Source organism: Bacillus cereus group sp. N12, assembly GCF_016483575.1.
GTDB lineage: Bacteria > Bacillota > Bacilli > Bacillales > Bacillaceae_G > Bacillus_A > Bacillus_A toyonensis.
This window is the reverse complement of sequence record NZ_JAEHBO010000070.1, coordinates 11,534-29,261: the sequence shown is the minus strand read 5'-3', so window position 1 is coordinate 29,261 and position 17,728 is coordinate 11,534. Positions and strand designations below refer to the sequence as shown.

Genomic DNA, 17,728 nt, shown 5'->3' with positions numbered 1-17,728 from the left:
GAAGCAAGTACAATTCAAATCGTTGGAGCAGTAACTAATATTTTCACTGTGTTTCCTGGCAATACAATATCTTACACAGGTAAAGGTTTAATATCCGTTAGTATTATTAATATACAAAGTAATTCTTCACTATATTTAGAAGGCAAGTACTGTTGCCAATTTACATGTTGCTTATAGAATACCAATTTCATTACTTCCTCAATAAAAAAACATACCCTTTACGGTATGCTTTTTTATGAAATCGGATAACGTACTGTAATACAAAACTCTCCTTGACTAACAGTTGTTCCTGTCGTAGTAATTCGAATCGTAGTAAAATATCGTATAGTGAAAGTACCGCTACTTTGCGGTTGAACAGTAATCGTATCAACTACTGTAGCACCTACTAAAAAATCAACAGTAATTGGATTTGCGCCTACATCATATTTCACATAACCCGAACCATACACTTCTTGCGTAATATTATTCGTATATACAATTTGAGTACCAGCACCTGTAATAGACCAGTCTGTACATACTTGATCTTGTACAAGCGTTTTATTAGAACAACAAGACAAACTGGAACTTCTCATTCCCATTTTGATCCTCTCCTATTCTGCTATGAAAGTGGATAACGTGTTGTAATACAAAACTCTCCCTGATACGTTCCAGCAGGTGTTGCCGGCAACACAACTTGTATACTATCAAAGCGGCGATACGTAAAAGCAATACTCGTTCCTGGGTTTAATGTTTGTGTATCAATTGTAGCCCCAGCAGAATCAAGTGCTTCTACAGTGATTGGGCCCGGTCCAACATCATATTTCACAAAGCCAGTACCAATTACATTTTGATTAATATTATTTGTATAGAGAACATTATCAATTGCTGTTGCAACTACAGTAGCAGACCACGGACTACACACTTTATCTTGCACATAATTTTTATCTGGACAGCAAGTTAACGCTGACCCTGAGCACTCACAAGACATAGTTGTTTCCCCTCTCTCTTTTATATTCCCTATATGTGTATGTCCTTTAGAGTCCTTTGCCTGTACTATTCATCTATTTTCAAAAATTAATCAAAACTCAATGCTAATAACTAGATAGATTCCGTTTTGTTTCGTTTTTTCATAAATTTATAGATAAAGATACTAGCCACGATAAAAAGAACGCCTCCTAATATCGGTAGCATATATTGTCCAACAACATCCGCTGCTTTTTCCCAATGCGGACCTAATTTCATTCCTACATATATATACAAAGCCGTTAACGGGAACATCGCTACAAATGTATATATGCTAAATTTCCATATGTTCATTTTCGCCATACCACATGGAACGGAAATAAGTGTTCGAACTCCTGGAACGAAGCGTCCAACAAATGCTACAACCGGTCCGTATTTCTCAAAGAAATCATCTGCCTTTTGAATTTGTTCTTCTTTAATGAAGAAGTATTTTCCGTATTTTATTAATAGAGGACGACCACCGTAATAACCGAGTGCATATAACGTTAATGGTCCTGTCGTTCCACCAAGCGTTCCAGCTAATACAGCTAGCCAAAAATTCATATCTCCCTCGTACACCCAATATCCAACCATGGGTAAAACTACTTCTGCTGGAATAAATTCAAACGTTAATGCTAACACAACTCCAAAATAAGAAAACTGCTTTAAAAACTCGATTATATCTAAAATAATTTGCTCCATTCTTTTAACTCCTATCCAATATTTACATTATGCTTTTCTTGTAATTGCACTGGTGCCATTTTTACAATTCGATTCAAAATGAATAACACAATTCCAATATCATCTAAAATACCGATAAACGGCAGGAAGTCTGGAATTAAATCAAGCGGCATCGCCACATAACCAACTAAAAAAGCAACAGATAAAATTTTCTTCTTTATTGAAACCTCTTTTGAAGTGAAAAAGTCAAATAGGAATGGAACAAACTTGCGGACACGAAATACAACTCTTAATCTACTAATAAGTTTTTTCATTTTTTATCTCCTCTCTTTGTATACAAAAAGGCCCCTACCAAATATGGTAAGGGTCCTAAAAAAGACAATAAGGGGCCTGTACCATTGCTGGTAAAGGTCTCACTAACAACGAAACGTTGCCAATAAAGCCGAGGGTTTCTCCCTGTAATGACGACTTTACTGTGATAAGTTACTCCCCTTTATATACACAATTTTATACAATCACATTAAAATATTTTAGAGGGCTTGTCAATACATTTTATGACTCGAACTATCTAGCTTACCCTTGACTAAAAATAAAAAACGTATATGAAATTTCTTACTATCTCATAATAAACATACTTATTTTTTTAAATGAAAGGAGAAATTTCATATGCATACCGTATGAAAAGGTGCACTTTCACTTGGGCTATTAAATATAGGAATCAAACTATATAGTGCCGTAGAAGAAAACGATATAAAATTTTTAAGTCTCCATAAAGAATGCCTAACACCTATTAAATATAAAAAGTTTGCTCCTGATTGTACGGATGAAGAAATCGATGATAAAGATATTGTAAAAGCCTATGAATATGCACCTCATAAATACATCATTATTGATGAAAAAGAATTAGCTGAGCTGCAAAAAGTTCATGAGCCACGGTCCATTCGTATTATATCTTTTGTCCAAAATAGCGAAATTGATTCTGTTCTCTATCACCGTTCTTATTTTATAGGCCCTACGCCGGGACACGAAAAGTCATATTTATTATTAAAAGAAGCTCTTGAACGTACGAATAAACTTGGTCTTATTCATATTTCTATCAGAAAAAAACAACACTTAGCTATTATCCGTAGCTTTGAAGATGGGCTTATGTTACAAACCATTCATTACCCTAATGAAATTCGCAATATAACAACTACACCTAATTTACCAAGTAACGAAGATCATCCTATTCAAAAACAAGAACTCACCGCGGCAATCAATTTAATTCATCATCTTACAAATCCTTTCGAACAAGAGCTATTTACAGACGAGTATAAAGAAGCTCTTACCGAATTAATCGAAAACAAAATTGAACAACAGGAAAAAACTGAAACAATCTCCCCAGCTCCAAACATCATCAATATTATGGAGACATTACAGGCAAGTATTGAGCAAGCAAAAATAAAAAGAGACAATAAAACAGAAAAAGAGGCCAAATAAAATTGACCTCTTTTTCTTTAAAGCGGATTACATTTCGGCATTTCGAGTCCAGATGATTGGGCTAATTTTAATAAATAATAACATTCCTCTCTTGCCATATGATCTGCCATTCTCGCTGATAATGCGCTTAATATTTCATTCGATAACTCCAGCTCTTCAACCTCATGGAGAAAATGTGAAAATAATTTCAATTCAAGTGAAACATCTTTTGTAAACTTCTTTAATGCGGGAAAATGATGAAGCTCTGTTCTTAAATACCCCGTCATTTCAACTGCCTTTAAGTAAAATTGTTCAAAATGCTTCGTAAATTCTTCGCTTTTCTCTTTTAATCTTTTTTCAACAAGATCTAACCCACCAGAAATAGAGCCCGCATGACCAGCCGCATCCGTTAACCAAACGAGATGGTAATGCAGTTCATGAAAAACAGGCGGAACTTCTCCTTTCTTTAAAAACTCTAACACCGTTATATACTCTTCTACTTCATTTACCATATGATTAATAAAAGTTGGCGTAAAATGAATAGTAATTTTCCCCTCCAACTGTTTCTGTATAATATTTAATTTAAACGTTCGTATCTCCTTAGCAGCTCGCTCTGCCTCTTTTGAGAATGCAATGAGATTGACAGTATGAATTTTATTTAACAGATTCGTAAATGTTTCAAGAAAATAAGTGGCCTTTTTTATATCTTCTTTTTCCTTTGGAGCTAACGCATCAAGTAAAAATTGCGCATGATCAGTAAGCACCTTTAGCCAAAATTGATGCTCAAACAACGCACTTTCTTCATAATTCCTCTCCACTAAATCCCCTCCGTTTATTCGTCCTTCTCTATCAATTGAAGTTTATATCCATCTGGGTCTTGTACTACAATACTCTTCTCACTTTTGTTTTCTGTATATGCAATTTTATAAAACACTAACCTCTTCTTTAAATTCTCTATGTTAGAAATTGAAAACATTAGAACATCAACCGCATCCGTAACACTCTTCTCACGTCCACCTAAACTTCGATTCATAACAAAACTAATTCTCATTGAATTAGCATCATACCAAACCCCTGTTATATCTAATTGGGGTCTTTCTAAACTAGGCTTGATTCCTAAAATCCCTTCATAAAAATACAAAGTTTCCTTTAAGTTTTTCACTTCCAATACAATGAATTGTTTCACAGTCTCCACATTCATTCCCCCCGTACCTATTACTTTTTTATATGTGTCATAAATGCCTATTATGTCTGAATACAATACGTAGTGATGAAGAGTTAAGGAGGTTTATTCATGAATAAATATATGAGATCATTCGTGCCATACCATAGCCCTCAAGATCCTTGTCCTCCTATCGGAAAAAAATATTATTCTACTCCTCCTAATTTATTTTTAGGTTTTCAACCGCCAAATTTACCGCAATTCACACCAAAAGAGGCATTACAAAAAGGGACTTTATGGCCTGTTTTTTATGACTATTATGAAAATCCTTATAAAAAAGGGCGGTGACTACTGACGTGACTCAATCGCTACCAGAAGAATATTATCAACTTTTACTGGAGCTTCAAGAACTAGACTTTGTACTAGTTGAACTAACTCTTTATTTAGATACACATCCAGATGACACTGCTGCGATTAATCAATTTAATGACTTCTCCTATAAACGAAGGGTATTAAAACAAAAGATGGAAGAAAAATACGGACCACTTCAGCAGTTTGGAAATAGTTATTCTAACGCTCCATGGGAATGGAGCAAAGGTCCTTGGCCATGGCAAATATGAAGGAGAGAAAATATGTGGATTTATGAGAAGAAATTACAATACCCGGTTAAAGTAAGCACCTGTAATCCAGCCCTTGCCAAATTATTAGTTGAACAGTACGGTGGTGCTGACGGCGAACTAGCTGCTGCCCTTCGTTACTTAAATCAGCGTTATACTATCCCTGACAAAGTCGTTGGCTTGCTAACCGATATCGGCACCGAAGAATTCGCACACCTAGAAATGATCGCTACAATGATTTATAAATTAACAAAAGATGCAACACCGGAACAAATGAAAGCTGCCGGATTAGACGCACAGTACGCTAATCACGATAGCGCTTTATTTTATCATAATGCAGGTGGTGTTCCTTTTACTGCTACTTATATTCAGGCAAAAGGAGACCCTATCGCAGATTTATACGAAGATATTGCAGCTGAAGAAAAAGCGCGCGCAACATATCAATGGCTCATTAACTTATCCGATGATCCAGATATAAATGACAGCTTACGCTTTTTACGTGAACGAGAAATTGTGCATTCACAACGCTTCCGAGAAGCAGTTGAAATTTTAAAAGAAGAACGTGATAAAAAGATTTTCTTTTAAAACACATATCGTAACGATATGTGTGTTTTTTTATATGTAAAGTTAAATCCTTCCTAATTAACATATAAATAGTATATTTATTCAATTTAATGCATTATTTTTTAATTTTTATAAAATTCCCTCTTGCTTTCTAGTCATCAGACCTTTAAAATAATAACAGTTACTCGACAAATTATTTGAATTTTCGACAAAAATACTCATTAGGAGGATTTTCTTTATATGCGTACAACTTTAAAACCAGCGCAAATACTTTCGATTAGTTTACTACTATTCGCAGTTTTCTTCGGTGCTGGTAATATGATTTTCCCGCCCCTTCTCGGTCTTTCTTCCGGAGAGAACATGTGGGTTTCCATTACAGGATTTATTATTACAGACGTCGGTTTATCTTTACTAGCTATCGTCGCTGTTGCCCTTGCCGGTGGTAGTTTTAACACTTTAGCAAGCCGTGTTCATCCAAAATTCGCAGCAGTATTCGCTATCATTATTTATCTTTCAATCGGCCCACTATTTGTTATTCCACGAACTGGATCTGTATCTTACGAAATTGGGATTGCACCACTTTTCCCAGATCAATGGTATTCTATGTTGGCTTTTAGCGCTATTTTCTTTACAGTCGTTTACTTCCTATCATTAAATCCATCCAAATTAGTAGATCATATCGGTAAAATATTAACGCCAATTTTACTTGTAATTATTGCAATTATGGCAACAAAAGCGATTCTTTCACCAGGATCATTCACAGAACCTATCGGTGACTATAAAGACATCCCATTTTTCAAAGGATTTCTTGAAGGGTTTTTAACGTTAGATGCAATTGGGGCGCTCGTATTATCAACAATTGTTGTAAATGCAATTCGCCAAAACGGTATACAAGATAAAAAATCCATCGCAAAATATACAATTATTTGCGGAAGCATTGCTGCCCTTTTCTTAACAATTGTTTATTTCTTACTCGGTTATATCGGGGCTTCAAACGGAAACTTAGGACAATTTGAAAACGGTGGTCAGCTATTAGCTACGATTATGTATCAATTCTTTGGGACAAGCGGTAATGTTTTATTAAGTATCGCAATTATTTTCGCTTGTTTAACGACTGCAATCGGTGTTGTAAGTGCATTCGCAAACTATTTCGCAACAGTGTTAACGAATGTTTCATACAAGAAATTGGTACTATACGTTTGTATATTTAGCTTCATCATTTCAAACTTAGGCTTAAGCTTATTAATTAAAATTACATTACCTGTATTAATTATTTTATATCCAATTACAATCATTTTAATTTTCGTATCATTTATTGATAAATATACGAAACGTAAACCTTCTGTCTATATCGGAGCAATGATTGCTGCATTCCTTATTAGCTGTATTCATGCACTTGATAATGTGGAAATGATTCCAAACTTTATCGCTAATATCGTACACACAATTCCTTTTTATAACTTAGGAATCGGCTGGATTGTTCCGGCAATTATCGGTGGTATAATCGGATACTTTATTCCGCAAACAGAAGCTGAAGGTGAAGTTTCTACGAAATAAAAAAAGAAGCAAGCATTGATTATGCTTGCTTCTTTTTTATTTTCACATCGTATGTTTAAAAGTAAATAACTCTTCTTTTGACTGCACAACAGATTGTTCTTCTTCTACAACTGGCTTCTTTATCTCTCCGCCTAACCTTACTTTTAACATCGCCTCTTCTATACTTTTTACAATCATATTTCCTGAAAAAATAGTAAGCCCGAAAAAGGTAATTGGGACGAGAGGAATCCACGGATGCACTGTTAATGATCTAAAATAGACTCCTATTAACCCTGACCATTCATGTGTGTAAGAGTCTATTTCTTTTATCCCTATCGGTCCACCAAACTGGACTGTCCCTCCAAAAAACACCTCAAGTAACCCTAAATGAAGTAAAATGGTCAAGGTTTGAGTAAACTGTTGAAGAAATACAAGTATAAACGTCATATAGAGATGCGGAAAAAGATGCCTTATAACAATGTGCCTTCTCGATCCACCTAATATGCGCGCGGCATCAACAAATTCTTCTGTTTGTAATTTACGAACTTCCTTCGCAACATACAGTGCAATAACTGGCATCACAAGCATTACAAGTAATACAACTTGAAACGAAGCCCTTTCAAAAAAGCTTGTTGTTTCCTCCCCGCTTCCAAATAGATTTGCAAATTGAAGAAAAAAATACGCAATCATAACTGTTGGAATAACTGTGAAACTATCAAAAAAAGCCTCAATCTTTGAAAAACCTCTTCTTACATATGTTCCAAGTACAACACCAAAGAACACACCTATTACCATTCTAAGTGCCGCAATTAAAATAGATATACCAATCGTCCACTTCGCGCCTTCAATAACTAAATGTAAAAGGTCGTATCCTTTCCGATCTGTCCCGAGTAAAAATTGGAATGAAGGTGAAAACGGTGGCACTTGTGGATTTTCATCCGCATCATATTGCAATGTAACTTGCCTAATGTGTCCATCATTCCATAACGTATTTCCGATGCTCAAAAGAACTAATATGAGAAGAAACCCAATGCTTATCCAAAATCTTTTATCACGTTTTATATACGTCCACATATTATAATCTCTCCTTCATCGCAGCCGGAATGAGATAATGAAACAATTTAAATAAAATAAAAATCGGAATATAAATAAGCAGTACACTAACGATGAAAACCTCCACCCTAATACCTTCGTACGATTTTAAAAACATGAAAATACCACCCGTATTAAAAATCCATTCTATAATATATAAATTAGATAACATAAAAAAGATATTCGTTTTCGCAAAGAAAAGTGTACTAAGCAACACATTTCGTAAAATATGACGATTTAAAATATGAAAACGCCCCAAACCTTTCGCCTTAGCAAATAGTACATAATCTTTTTCTAATTCATTTTCAAAACGAAGCACTACCATTTTTACAAACATAATCGTAGTCGGGATGCTCAAACAAAGTATCGGCAATCCTCTAATCGACTCGCCTCCAATTGAAGCAATTTTAAAAGGTAAAAAACCTGTTTGTTTAAAAAACCATACAACTAAAATTTGTGATACTAAAATAAGAAGAATATCTGGAATGGATTCTAGGAAGATAAGAAATGATTTAATTCGATGTTGTATACGCGGTGAACTACTCATAATTACATAAACGATACAAAATGCTACAAATAATGAAATGAAAAAAGCGGCCAAAAAAATAACAATCGTCTCTTTATAATGGACAAACAACTGTGGGAATAAAAATTTATCTCTCACATATTGCAAATTGGAGAGATCCATTAAGTTCAAAAATACTTCTTTTAAACTCTGTATGTATTTTGATACATCCACCTTAAATCCATAAAATAATTTCGGCAAAGCCCCTAAAATAATAATCCCCAAAATCGAAATAAGAAATTGAATCGTCACTTCCATCCCATTCAAAAATACTTTTTTGACCATTTTTCCCCTTCTCTCTCTATGATTTACCCTTTAATTTTATTCTTAATTTTCTGAATTGTAAATATTCAAACATAAAAAATCACTAGGTTATGATCCTAGTGATTCTTTATGTACATGTTTTTCTCTTTTCGCAAACGGCATATACACAATAAAACATCCAATAAGCGCTGCGAGTTCTAATGAAATAATGTAGTAAGGATGCGGTCCTAACATATCGAGTAATGAGGCAGTTTCTGGCTTATGAGCTAAAAACATATAATTTCCACCCGTTTTGTAATTCACAAACGAAACAATTGGAATCAATATGTTTAAAAATATCATTGTGCGTTTAATAGATTGTACTGTCGGACGATACCCTTCTACCCAGGTCATAAAGAGCGGTGCCCAAATGAGCAATACATGCGCAATGAAATATTCAATGAAACGAAAATGTGGAAAAGCATACTGCAAGTTTGGCGTTAAAATGGCTTGTGATGCACCGATAATTCCTGTGAAAAACACAATCTCATATATGCGATAACTTTTCGTTACAATCATAATTGACGCTAATAATAAACTAATCGTACATAACTCAAATGGTAATGAAGTGCCTAGGTCAAAAATCCCGGCTTTCCATTCCCACATATGAAGCCCAATTTCACTTCCTATAAATAGAAATGTAATCGCATATCGAACCGTTATATTCCACTCAATTTGACGTAATACATCTTGGTATTGATATAAAAAAACGATCCCCACCAACATAATAAATAATATAATGGCATGTTGCCTTGAGTATGGAATAAATGGTTTTAATGGGTGTGCGCTAAAATAAGTTTCCATCTTCCTTCCTCCTCTCCTTCCTACAATATTATTGTAGGAAAGAAACAACGAGTCAATTCATTTGCTTAAGCTAGGACAACCTCTACCTTACATTTACATATTCATACCTTACAAAACTGTAAGGTTATTGTAAGCTAAAACGATTTGTCAGATTCTTCACCTCTTCTATACTTAATGTAGATACTAAAACGAACGAAAAGGTGATAAATAGATGAAGAAGAAAAATAAAGTGTTAATTACTAGTGTAGTAGCAATCGGAATTGCAGCTGGATCATACTTTGCATTTGCTGGTGGTGGTGGTTCAGATGTTGCAATGGCATATAGCAGTTATAAAGTAACAGAAAAACAAATCGAAAACGCGCAAAAATTTGGCGGTGAAGTTATTCCAAACGGAATTGAAACTATTTCATTTGATCCAACAAAAGGCACGTATGAATTAGCGGTTAAAAAAGGCGATGAAGTGAAAAAAGGGCAGCTTCTGTTTAAATATAATGACCCTACTGCTAAACAAGGTGTAACGGAAGCAGAAATGCAAAAGAAAATCGCACAAAAAGAGGTAACATTGTTCCAAAAACAAATTGATGCAGCGAAACAAAAATTACAAAAAGATAAAAATGCAGGTCTTCCTCAGGAAGCATTAAAAGCATCGGAAGTCGAAGTGCAACAATTAGAATCACAACTTGAAATGAAAAAGTTGGAAGTTGAAAAATCTGATGAACTGATTAAAGCAGCAAAAGAGAAAGTAAACAATCTTTCTGTAACAAGTCCTGTTGATGGTGTAATTGATGATATCGTGAAAACTGCTGATGAAAAAACAGGTATGAGTGGCATTACTCTTCGTCATGCTGGTCAATTTAAAGTAAAAGGTCAACTTTCTGAATATGAGCTTGCTAGTATGAAAGTTGGGCAAGAAGTAACTGTTTCATCAAAAACGGTCGCTGGTAAGACTTGGACAGGAAAAGTAACGGAAATTGGTTCTACACCATTAAAGAGCATGGACGAAAATAAAACTGTTTCTAACTATCAATTCACTGTCACATTAGATAATAGTGAAGAATTACAAAACGGCTTCCACGTTTACGTAACAAGTAAATCTGGCGAAGCAACTGGTACAATTGTTCCGAAAAGCAGCATCGTGAAAAAAGGTGACAAAAATGTTGTCTTCGTTGTAAAAGATGGTAAAGCGAAAGAACAAGCGATTACTGTTGAATTCGAGACAGATAGCGAAGCAAAAGTTTCTGGAGTGAAAAAAGGAGAGCAAATTATCTCTAAACCTGAAAAAGACTTAAAAGATGGTATGGAGGTTGTCGCCCAGTGATTAACTTAAAAGGCATCACGAAATCCTTCCAAAATGGTGCAGAGTCCGTTCAAATATTACACGGAATTGACGTAACACTAAACCAAGGAGAATTCACTTCTATAATGGGACCTTCTGGTTCTGGTAAATCAACTTTAATGAACATTATCGGTTGCTTAGATAAACCAACGACAGGTGCGTATGAATTAGCGGGACAAAATATTTCAAACATGTCTGAAACCGAACTTGCACGCGTTCGTAATAAAGAGATCGGGTTCGTATTTCAAAACTTCATGTTATTACCGAGACTTACAGCACTTCAAAATGTAGAACTACCTCTTATTTACGCTGGAGTCGATAAAAAAGAAAGACGTGAACGCTCATTAGCCGCTTTAACAAAAGTTGGTTTAGCAGATCGAGCTACTCACTTACCGAACGAATTATCCGGTGGTCAAAAGCAGCGTGTTGCCGTTGCCCGTGCAATTGTAAATAACCCAAAATTCATTTTAGCTGATGAACCAACGGGTGCACTTGATACGAAAACGAGTACACAAATTATGGACCTCTTTTACGAATTAAACAAACAAGGCTCAACAATCATTATGATTACCCATGATCGTGAAATCGGGGAAGCTGCAGCACGTCAAATTGTAATTCGTGACGGAAATATCGTCCAAGATTGGAGAGGTTAATTTTGAACACGAGTGAAAATATACGCATGGCCCTTTCCTCTATCTTTGCTCATAAAATGCGTTCTATATTAACAATGCTAGGTATTATTATTGGTATTAGCGCCATTATTACTATCATTTCAATGGGTGATGGTACAAATGCAAAGTTTAAAAAAGAATTAGGCCAAGGAAAAGATACAGAAGTAACGATTTACTACAACAACCCTGATTACGGAACTGATAGTGCCAAAATTACAGCTGATATGTTAAAACGTCTTCAAACTGTACCAGGCATTAAAGATGTTTATCCAGATGTAAGTATGAAAGTAAAAGCATCTTCTGGTTCAAAAGATGTCTCTCTTGATTTAAGAGGTGGAACAGGCGCCTTCATGACAGATGCGAAAATAAAATTAGTTCACGGTCGTGAATTAAATGATAGTGAATTAAAGCAAGCGATTCCTGCTGTTATTTTAAATGAAGAAGCTTTCAATAAATTATTTAACGGCTGGGAATCAAATTTATACACTGACATAAAAGGAAAGCCCTATAAAGTAGTCGGTGTGTATGAAACGAAAAATGATTTCGGAATGGCTATGTCAGAAGGTTATACATCACTTGAAAACGCTCCTGTAATCTCAGGAGTAACTGAGTATGACTCTGTAAGATTAATATTAACTTCACCAGCAGAACGTAAAAGTGTAGAAAAACAAGCCGCTTCTGTTTTAAACGATATGAAAGCTCCTAAATTTGAGCATAAATTTGAAGCTCAAGATATGGGTGAATTTACGAAGCAACTAGATGAATCAATCGGTATGATGAAAATGGTATTCGGTGGTATTGCTGCTATTTCATTACTTGTTGGTGGTATCGGTGTAATGAACATCATGCTTGTATCTGTAACAGAACGTACACGTGAGATCGGTATTCGTAAAGCACTTGGTGCAACACGCGGTAAAGTATTAACGCAATTCTTAATTGAATCTTGTATTTTAACAGGACTAGGTGGTTTTATCGGATTCATGCTCGGTATTTTCTTCGCTTGGATCGTCTCAATCTTTGCCGGATGGCCACTTGTTATCTCAAAAGAACTTGGACTTCTTTCAGTAGGTATTTCAATGCTAATCGGTATTGCATTCGGACTACTACCAGCTAACAAAGCTGCAAAACTTGATCCAATTGAATGTTTACGATATGAGTAAATAAAAAACGTAGGAGTGTACACTCCTACGTTTTTTATTTACCTATCAAATTGTGTTTCTTCTATTATATATGTTTCACGTTACAACTATCTTTCTAATACTCTTCATTCTTTATAGATACTCGGGCTATTATCGAATCCTATTATTGCAAAAATAATATGTAATAGACAAAATACAAGGCGTAATTTTTTCCATGCATCGACTTATTTTGTAACAATTCTATCGATATTTCATTAAATTTCACCTCATTTATATATTTCCACAGTCAAAAATATTATTATTTTATAACTAAATTTTCGTTTCGACAGTAAAACACACCATTTTTGTAATACTTCAGAAAACAATTAGAAACATTACTGTAATACTATTAACGTTATAGAAATTGAAATACCACTCATTTTATGTTTCACACGCTCTAATCCTCCAAAAAACAATAAGGAAGCGCTATCAGGTTATTTATGGAATTATTACAGAATATTAATGCCCCGTTACGAAAGCTTTGTAATTTTATGTTTTTCGCAAATAAGAAAATAATGGTTGCTATAATGAGGTCAACGAAAACAAATGCAATGGAGGCTATTATGAAAAAATTTATGGGTATAGCAACAGCAGCGGTTTTTGGTCTTGGGATTTTCACAACATCTGCTAAAGCAGAAACAATCGTAACGACTGACGTACTAAACGTACGAGAAAACCCAACTACTGAATCAAAAGTTGTAGGAAAATTATTAGATGGATATAAAGTAAATGTTTTACATACAGAAAACGGATGGTCAAAAGTTAAATTGAATAGCGGTAAAGAAGCTTTCATAAGCGCTGACTATACGAAAGATACTTACTACGTAACAGCAAACGTATTAAACGTACGTGCTGGAGCAAACACAGACTCAGAAATTCTTGGTAAGTTGAAACAAGATGATGTAATCGAAACAACACACGAAGTGCAAAATGACTGGATTCAATTTGAATATAACGGAAAAACAGCTTATGTTCATGTTCCTTACTTAACAGGTAAAGCACCAGTTAAGGTTCAACCAGCAGTTAAAGTTGAAAAAGCAATTAAAGTTCAAGACACAGCTAAAGTTCGTGAAGCAGTTAAAGCTGGTGAAGTAGCTGAAACTCAAGCAAAAGCTAAAGCAGAGGAAGCAACTAAAGCTCGTGAAGTAGCTGAAGCTCAAGCAGAAGTTAAAGCTCAGGAAGCAGCTAAAGCTCGTGAAGAAGCTAAGGCTCAAGCAGAAGCTAAAGCTCAGGCAGATGCTGAAGCTCAAGCAGAAGCTAAAGCAGAGGAAGCAGCTAAAGCTCGTGAAGAAGCTAAAGCTCAGGCAGCAGCTGAAGCTCAAGCAGAAGCTAAAGCAGAGGCAGCGGCTAAGGCTCGTGAAGAAGCTAAAGCTCAGGCAGATGCTGAAGCTCGTGAAGCGGCTAAAGCTCAAGAGGCAGCTAAAGCTCGTGAAGCGGCTAAAGCTCAAAAACCAGCTACACAACAACCTGTTGCAAAAGAAACTGAAACAAGCACACCATCATCTTCTCGTGAGTTAAGAGTTGTAGCAACAGCTTACACAGCAGATCCACTTGAAAATGGTTATAAAGCAGGCGACCAAGTAAAATCAGCTTTAGGTCACAACTTAACAGCAAATCCAAACATGAAACTAATTGCAGTTGATCCAAGTGTCATTCCATTAGGTTCAAAAGTATGGGTTGAAGGTTACGGAGTAGCAATCGCTGGTGATACTGGTGGAGCTATTAAAGGAAATAAAATCGACGTTTTAATGCCAGATAAAGGCACTTCAAGTAACTGGGGACGTAAAACAGTTACAGTGAAAATTTTAAACTAATTACTATAAAAAAAGAGTCAGTCTCATTGTTGAGGCTGACTCTTTTTTTTACTCTATTAAACTACTGAAAAATGTCACAGTAAATGAAATTATATCAACGATTTTTCAAATATATCTATCGTAACCTACAATATATCAACGATTTTTCGAATATATCTATCGTAACTTATAATATATCAACGATTCGACAAGAGATATCGATTTTTCGACAAACTTTCACATTAAAAGCACTTTACTATTAAAAAGGCGTTCCAAAATTTAGAACGCCCCCTATCTTCCCTATTCCACACAAGTAAACTGCGTCCAAGCCCCTACATAATCTAGTAAGAATAACTCCTCTTCCGCAATTGTACCGACAATATTTTTTCGTTCATCTATCGGCATCTCTTTCAAGATGATTTGCAGTTCACCTTTGTACTTTCCGAATGAGTTATTACCAATTACAACTTGCCCTCTTTCCTGTAGCACACTTTCGCGCACCGGGAAGTCATAGTCTTTGTACTTTTTACGCACTTCTGTAGAACGTACCATATATTCTGTTATGTCGCCGCGTCTTACGTGTAATTCTTGCAGCGTCGCTTTCTTCTCTACTTCCGTTGCTTCGTCTACAAAGTGTACCTTCAGCTGCAGCATGTAACGATTTAAGTTTCCTAATTTCTCTAACTCTTCTTCACTCGCATAAGCATTTCCGATAATGACATCATCAATTAGCCCTGTTGCCCATAAATGCTTCGCTTGTACTTCAATTGGTAAATTACGATGCTCTTCTAACGTACATAAACCGTCGTTAATATCCCATGGACCGATGTTTGCGGCATTTGATGTAATAAAGGCTGCACTGCGAATACCGTGCTTTTTAAAACGTTCACTACATCGAATGAAATAATCGTACGGAAGACCAGTAAACTTTTGTGGATAAAAATTATGGCAACCGATTAAAGCTGATTTATTCGCTTGATGCGAAAGAATATTTTCTAAGTACGCAATATCGTTACTTACATTTAACTCAATTTTTAAACCGTACGGATTATTCGTCATTTTCGCTTCCGTTAACCCGTCAAAGCCTACATCTAAACGAATACCATCTGCGCCTAATTCTGCGAAAAATGATAGATTGCTATAACTAATACCAAGCTGATCAAACACAGCTGGAGCTACATCTAAAATAACTTCCATATTGTTATCTTTTGCGTGATTAATAATCTCTTTAAATTCAGCTACAATTTCTTCTTTTGGACGATTCACAGATAACAAACAAGTAAATATTCTTGAAAAACCGTGTCGTGCCGCTGCGGAAATATAAGCCATATCTTTTTCTTTCGTTGAATGCTCTGGATAAAGTGAAATTCCTAATTTACGCTCCATGCTTTTGCATCTCCTTCACACGTTGTATTAATGCCATGCTCGTAAATCTATATTTTGCAGATAAACATGTTGCACATAAAATGGTCGGTATAATAATTACGTAAGGTGATTGTAAGCTTAGCATTACATATGCACCCATTGAACAACCGATAAACAAAACTGATACGAGTAGTAAAACTAATAAAGATTTACTTTGTACCCATTTCGAATAATGAGCAATGCATTGTCCGATCACAAATGTAATTAAGATGATAATTGCTCCGAGCATTCTGTTTTCTCCTCTCCTGCTATTTGTTGTTTCTCATACATTTTGAAGAATGGATAGTAAATAATAAATGAGATTACAAAGTTAATAATTACAAGTACGCCAGCCATAATTGTCCAGTCCGTACTAATCACTGCTGCAATTGGCGCTAACATCGTAAATGGCAACTTCGCCATCATAAGTGGAATCATACCTGAAACAACTGCGAAATATGATACTGTCGTTGTAACTAACGGTGTAATAACGAACGGAATAATTAAGATTGGGTTCATTACAATCGGTGCCCCGAAAATAATTGGCTCGTTAATATTGAATAAACCTGGCACGAATGATAATCTACCTAACTCTTTTAAAAACTTAGATTTAGAGAACATAAACATAATGACTAAAGCTAACGTTGAACCCGACCCACCAATCCATACGAACCATTGAATAAATTGCTCTGTAAATAAGTTTGGTAACTGATGTGCATTTCCTGTAGCTGTGAACACTTCCATATTTTCAAGAATTGCTGAATCCCACATCGGACGAATGATTGGTCCTAAAATCGCTGGGCCATGAATACCGAATGACCAGAAGAACACGATTAAAAATACTGTTAATAAACCGCCGAATAAATTGTTTCCTACTAATACTGACTTTAATGGTGCGATTAAATATGTGATCGTTGTATTTACATCAAATTTTAAACCGTAACGAATACCCCAGAATAAAAGAATAACTACTAGAGTTGGAATTAATGCTGCAAACGAGTTTGCAACTGCTGGAGGTACACTTTCTGGTAATTTAATCGAAATATTATGCTTAATCATAAAATGATAAATTTCTACTGCAATTAATGCAGTAACAATTGCGCCGAATAAAGACGTGGCACTTAATGTTCCTACTGAAATGTATCTACCCGCATCAATAACACCTGGTACAGCTTTCGTAATTTGAATTGGTTCAACTGATGCTAATAAAAAGGCGAGTACAGAGAGTAACCCTGCGCTTAATTGATTGAGCTGATAAAAATTAGCGAGCGAAGCCCCTACCCCAAAAGCTGCGTATAATGCCATTAAGCCTACTGTAAATCGGAATGGAATATCTAAAATATGACGAAACGGTGCAATCCACTCCATATATGCATCAATTGGTAAGTTTAAAAAGATAACGAAAAATGATCCGACGATCGTTAATGGTAATGTAGAAATAACCCCGTTTCGAATTGCTAATAAATGTCGCTGTCCTGCAATCTTTTGCGTTGTTGGCATAATCTTCTGTTCCATAAAACTCATAAACCCATTCATCAATAGCCCTCCCTTTGTTCAATATAACCAAAAGTTATAACATTATA

21 protein-coding genes and 1 pseudogene are annotated in these 17,728 nt (G+C 35.3%); 10 read left to right on the top strand and 12 right to left on the bottom strand.

Going from position 1 to position 17,728, the window contains the following annotated elements; genetic code table 11:
* On the top strand, nucleotides 1–177 hold a 177-nt coding region (locus JDS92_RS23730; protein WP_307838342.1), incomplete at its 5' end, for an S-Ena type endospore appendage.
* A 56-nt stretch (nucleotides 178–233) separates the two neighbouring features.
* Here JDS92_RS23730 and JDS92_RS23725 read toward each other — a convergent pair.
* The 4 genes from JDS92_RS23725 to JDS92_RS23710 all read right to left on the bottom strand — a co-directional run bounded on the left by JDS92_RS23725 (nucleotide 234) and on the right by JDS92_RS23710 (nucleotide 1,976).
* On the bottom strand, nucleotides 234–578 hold the full coding sequence (locus tag JDS92_RS23725) for a DUF3992 domain-containing protein (protein WP_000525817.1): 345 nt from the start codon (nucleotides 576–578) through the stop codon (nucleotides 234–236).
* A gap of 20 nt (nucleotides 579–598) precedes the next feature.
* Nucleotides 599–967, bottom strand: a complete 369-nt coding sequence (locus tag JDS92_RS23720) for a DUF3992 domain-containing protein (protein WP_001277536.1) — start codon at nucleotides 965–967, stop codon at nucleotides 599–601.
* A 110-nt stretch (nucleotides 968–1,077) separates the two neighbouring features.
* Nucleotides 1,078–1,683 (bottom strand): DedA family protein, encoded by a 606-nt coding sequence (locus JDS92_RS23715; RefSeq protein WP_199632610.1) that lies wholly within the window; start codon nucleotides 1,681–1,683, stop codon nucleotides 1,078–1,080.
* An 11-nt stretch (nucleotides 1,684–1,694) separates the two neighbouring features.
* A complete protein-coding gene (locus JDS92_RS23710; RefSeq protein WP_097957704.1) occupies nucleotides 1,695–1,976 on the bottom strand; it encodes a YkvA family protein in 282 nt (93 codons plus the stop codon).
* Nucleotides 1,977–2,328: 352 nt separating this feature from the next.
* Between JDS92_RS23710 and ku the strand changes: the two are divergent.
* Nucleotides 2,329–3,141 (top strand): annotated as a pseudogene (ku, locus tag JDS92_RS23705) (non-homologous end joining protein Ku).
* 17 nt (nucleotides 3,142–3,158) lie between these two features.
* On the opposite strand, the gene JDS92_RS23700 reads toward ku, so the two are convergent.
* Both JDS92_RS23700 and JDS92_RS23695 read right to left on the bottom strand, forming a co-directional pair.
* The gene (locus tag JDS92_RS23700) at nucleotides 3,159–3,938 is read right to left on the bottom strand and encodes a DUF2935 domain-containing protein (protein ID WP_097957701.1); all 780 of its coding nucleotides are present in this window, start codon (nucleotides 3,936–3,938) and stop codon (nucleotides 3,159–3,161) included.
* A gap of 14 nt (nucleotides 3,939–3,952) precedes the next feature.
* Nucleotides 3,953–4,381: a VOC family protein gene (locus JDS92_RS23695; protein WP_199632609.1), complete on the bottom strand. Its 429-nt coding sequence runs from the start codon at nucleotides 4,379–4,381 to the stop codon at nucleotides 3,953–3,955.
* 33 nt (nucleotides 4,382–4,414) lie between these two features.
* Between JDS92_RS23695 and JDS92_RS23690 the strand changes: the two genes are divergently transcribed.
* From JDS92_RS23690 to brnQ2, 4 genes are all read left to right on the top strand, one after another.
* Complete coding sequence (locus JDS92_RS23690) at nucleotides 4,415–4,630, top strand: spore coat associated protein CotJA (RefSeq protein ID WP_001046260.1); 216 nt, start codon at nucleotides 4,415–4,417, stop codon at nucleotides 4,628–4,630.
* 8 nt (nucleotides 4,631–4,638) lie between these two features.
* Nucleotides 4,639–4,902 carry a spore coat protein CotJB gene (locus JDS92_RS23685; protein WP_000194492.1) on the top strand — a complete coding sequence of 88 codons (264 nt, stop codon included), beginning with the start codon at nucleotides 4,639–4,641 and terminating at the stop codon, nucleotides 4,900–4,902.
* 12 nt (nucleotides 4,903–4,914) lie between these two features.
* Complete coding sequence (gene cotJC, locus JDS92_RS23680) at nucleotides 4,915–5,484, top strand: spore coat protein CotJC (protein ID WP_000265285.1); 570 nt, start codon at nucleotides 4,915–4,917, stop codon at nucleotides 5,482–5,484.
* 219 nt (nucleotides 5,485–5,703) lie between these two features.
* Nucleotides 5,704–7,020 (top strand): branched-chain amino acid transport system II carrier protein BrnQ2, encoded by a 1,317-nt coding sequence (gene brnQ2, locus JDS92_RS23675; protein ID WP_001260922.1) that lies wholly within the window; start codon nucleotides 5,704–5,706, stop codon nucleotides 7,018–7,020.
* Nucleotides 7,021–7,062: 42 nt separating this feature from the next.
* Here brnQ2 and JDS92_RS23670 read toward each other — a convergent pair whose 3' ends face one another.
* The 3 genes from JDS92_RS23670 to JDS92_RS23660 all read right to left on the bottom strand — a co-directional run bounded on the left by JDS92_RS23670 (nucleotide 7,063) and on the right by JDS92_RS23660 (nucleotide 9,763).
* A complete protein-coding gene (locus JDS92_RS23670) occupies nucleotides 7,063–8,073 on the bottom strand; it encodes an ABC transporter permease (RefSeq protein WP_097957352.1) in 1,011 nt (336 codons plus the stop codon).
* A 1-nt stretch (nucleotide 8,074) separates the two neighbouring features.
* The gene (locus tag JDS92_RS23665; RefSeq protein WP_097957354.1) at nucleotides 8,075–8,941 is read right to left on the bottom strand and encodes an ABC transporter permease subunit; all 867 of its coding nucleotides are present in this window, start codon (nucleotides 8,939–8,941) and stop codon (nucleotides 8,075–8,077) included.
* 87 nt (nucleotides 8,942–9,028) lie between these two features.
* Nucleotides 9,029–9,763 (bottom strand): YwaF family protein, encoded by a 735-nt coding sequence (locus tag JDS92_RS23660; protein WP_097957355.1) that lies wholly within the window; start codon nucleotides 9,761–9,763, stop codon nucleotides 9,029–9,031.
* 211 nt (nucleotides 9,764–9,974) lie between these two features.
* On the opposite strand from JDS92_RS23660, the gene JDS92_RS23655 reads away from it, so the two are divergent.
* The 4 genes from JDS92_RS23655 (at nucleotide 9,975) to entC (ending at nucleotide 14,762) form a co-directional block, all read left to right on the top strand.
* The gene (locus JDS92_RS23655) at nucleotides 9,975–11,081 is read left to right on the top strand and encodes an efflux RND transporter periplasmic adaptor subunit (RefSeq protein WP_199632608.1); all 1,107 of its coding nucleotides are present in this window, start codon (nucleotides 9,975–9,977) and stop codon (nucleotides 11,079–11,081) included.
* The gene (locus JDS92_RS23650) at nucleotides 11,078–11,752 is read left to right on the top strand and encodes an ABC transporter ATP-binding protein (RefSeq protein ID WP_000609098.1); all 675 of its coding nucleotides are present in this window, start codon (nucleotides 11,078–11,080) and stop codon (nucleotides 11,750–11,752) included. The genes JDS92_RS23655 and JDS92_RS23650 overlap by 4 nt, the downstream gene beginning before the upstream one ends.
* A gap of 2 nt (nucleotides 11,753–11,754) precedes the next feature.
* Nucleotides 11,755–12,930, top strand: coding sequence for an ABC transporter permease (locus JDS92_RS23645; RefSeq protein ID WP_097957361.1), 1,176 nt, complete (start codon nucleotides 11,755–11,757; stop codon nucleotides 12,928–12,930).
* Nucleotides 12,931–13,388: 458 nt separating this feature from the next.
* On the top strand, nucleotides 13,389–14,762 hold the full coding sequence (gene entC, locus JDS92_RS23640) for a cell wall-binding protein EntC (RefSeq protein ID WP_106081031.1): 1,374 nt from the start codon (nucleotides 13,389–13,391) through the stop codon (nucleotides 14,760–14,762).
* Between the two features lie 279 nt (nucleotides 14,763–15,041).
* Here the strand turns inward: entC and JDS92_RS23635 are convergent, their stop codons facing one another.
* From JDS92_RS23635 to JDS92_RS23625, 3 genes are read right to left on the bottom strand one after another with little or no spacing between them, the layout of a single operon-like run.
* Complete coding sequence (locus JDS92_RS23635) at nucleotides 15,042–16,127, bottom strand: DUF871 domain-containing protein (protein WP_000440066.1); 1,086 nt, start codon at nucleotides 16,125–16,127, stop codon at nucleotides 15,042–15,044.
* Complete coding sequence (locus tag JDS92_RS23630) at nucleotides 16,117–16,395, bottom strand: hypothetical protein (protein WP_000900041.1); 279 nt, start codon at nucleotides 16,393–16,395, stop codon at nucleotides 16,117–16,119. The genes JDS92_RS23635 and JDS92_RS23630 overlap by 11 nt, the downstream gene beginning before the upstream one ends.
* Nucleotides 16,371–17,681 carry a PTS sugar transporter subunit IIC gene (locus tag JDS92_RS23625; protein ID WP_001013063.1) on the bottom strand — a complete coding sequence of 437 codons (1,311 nt, stop codon included), beginning with the start codon at nucleotides 17,679–17,681 and terminating at the stop codon, nucleotides 16,371–16,373. Before JDS92_RS23625 ends, JDS92_RS23630 begins: the two co-directional genes overlap by 25 nt.
* Nucleotides 17,682–17,728: the final 47 nt, after the last annotated feature.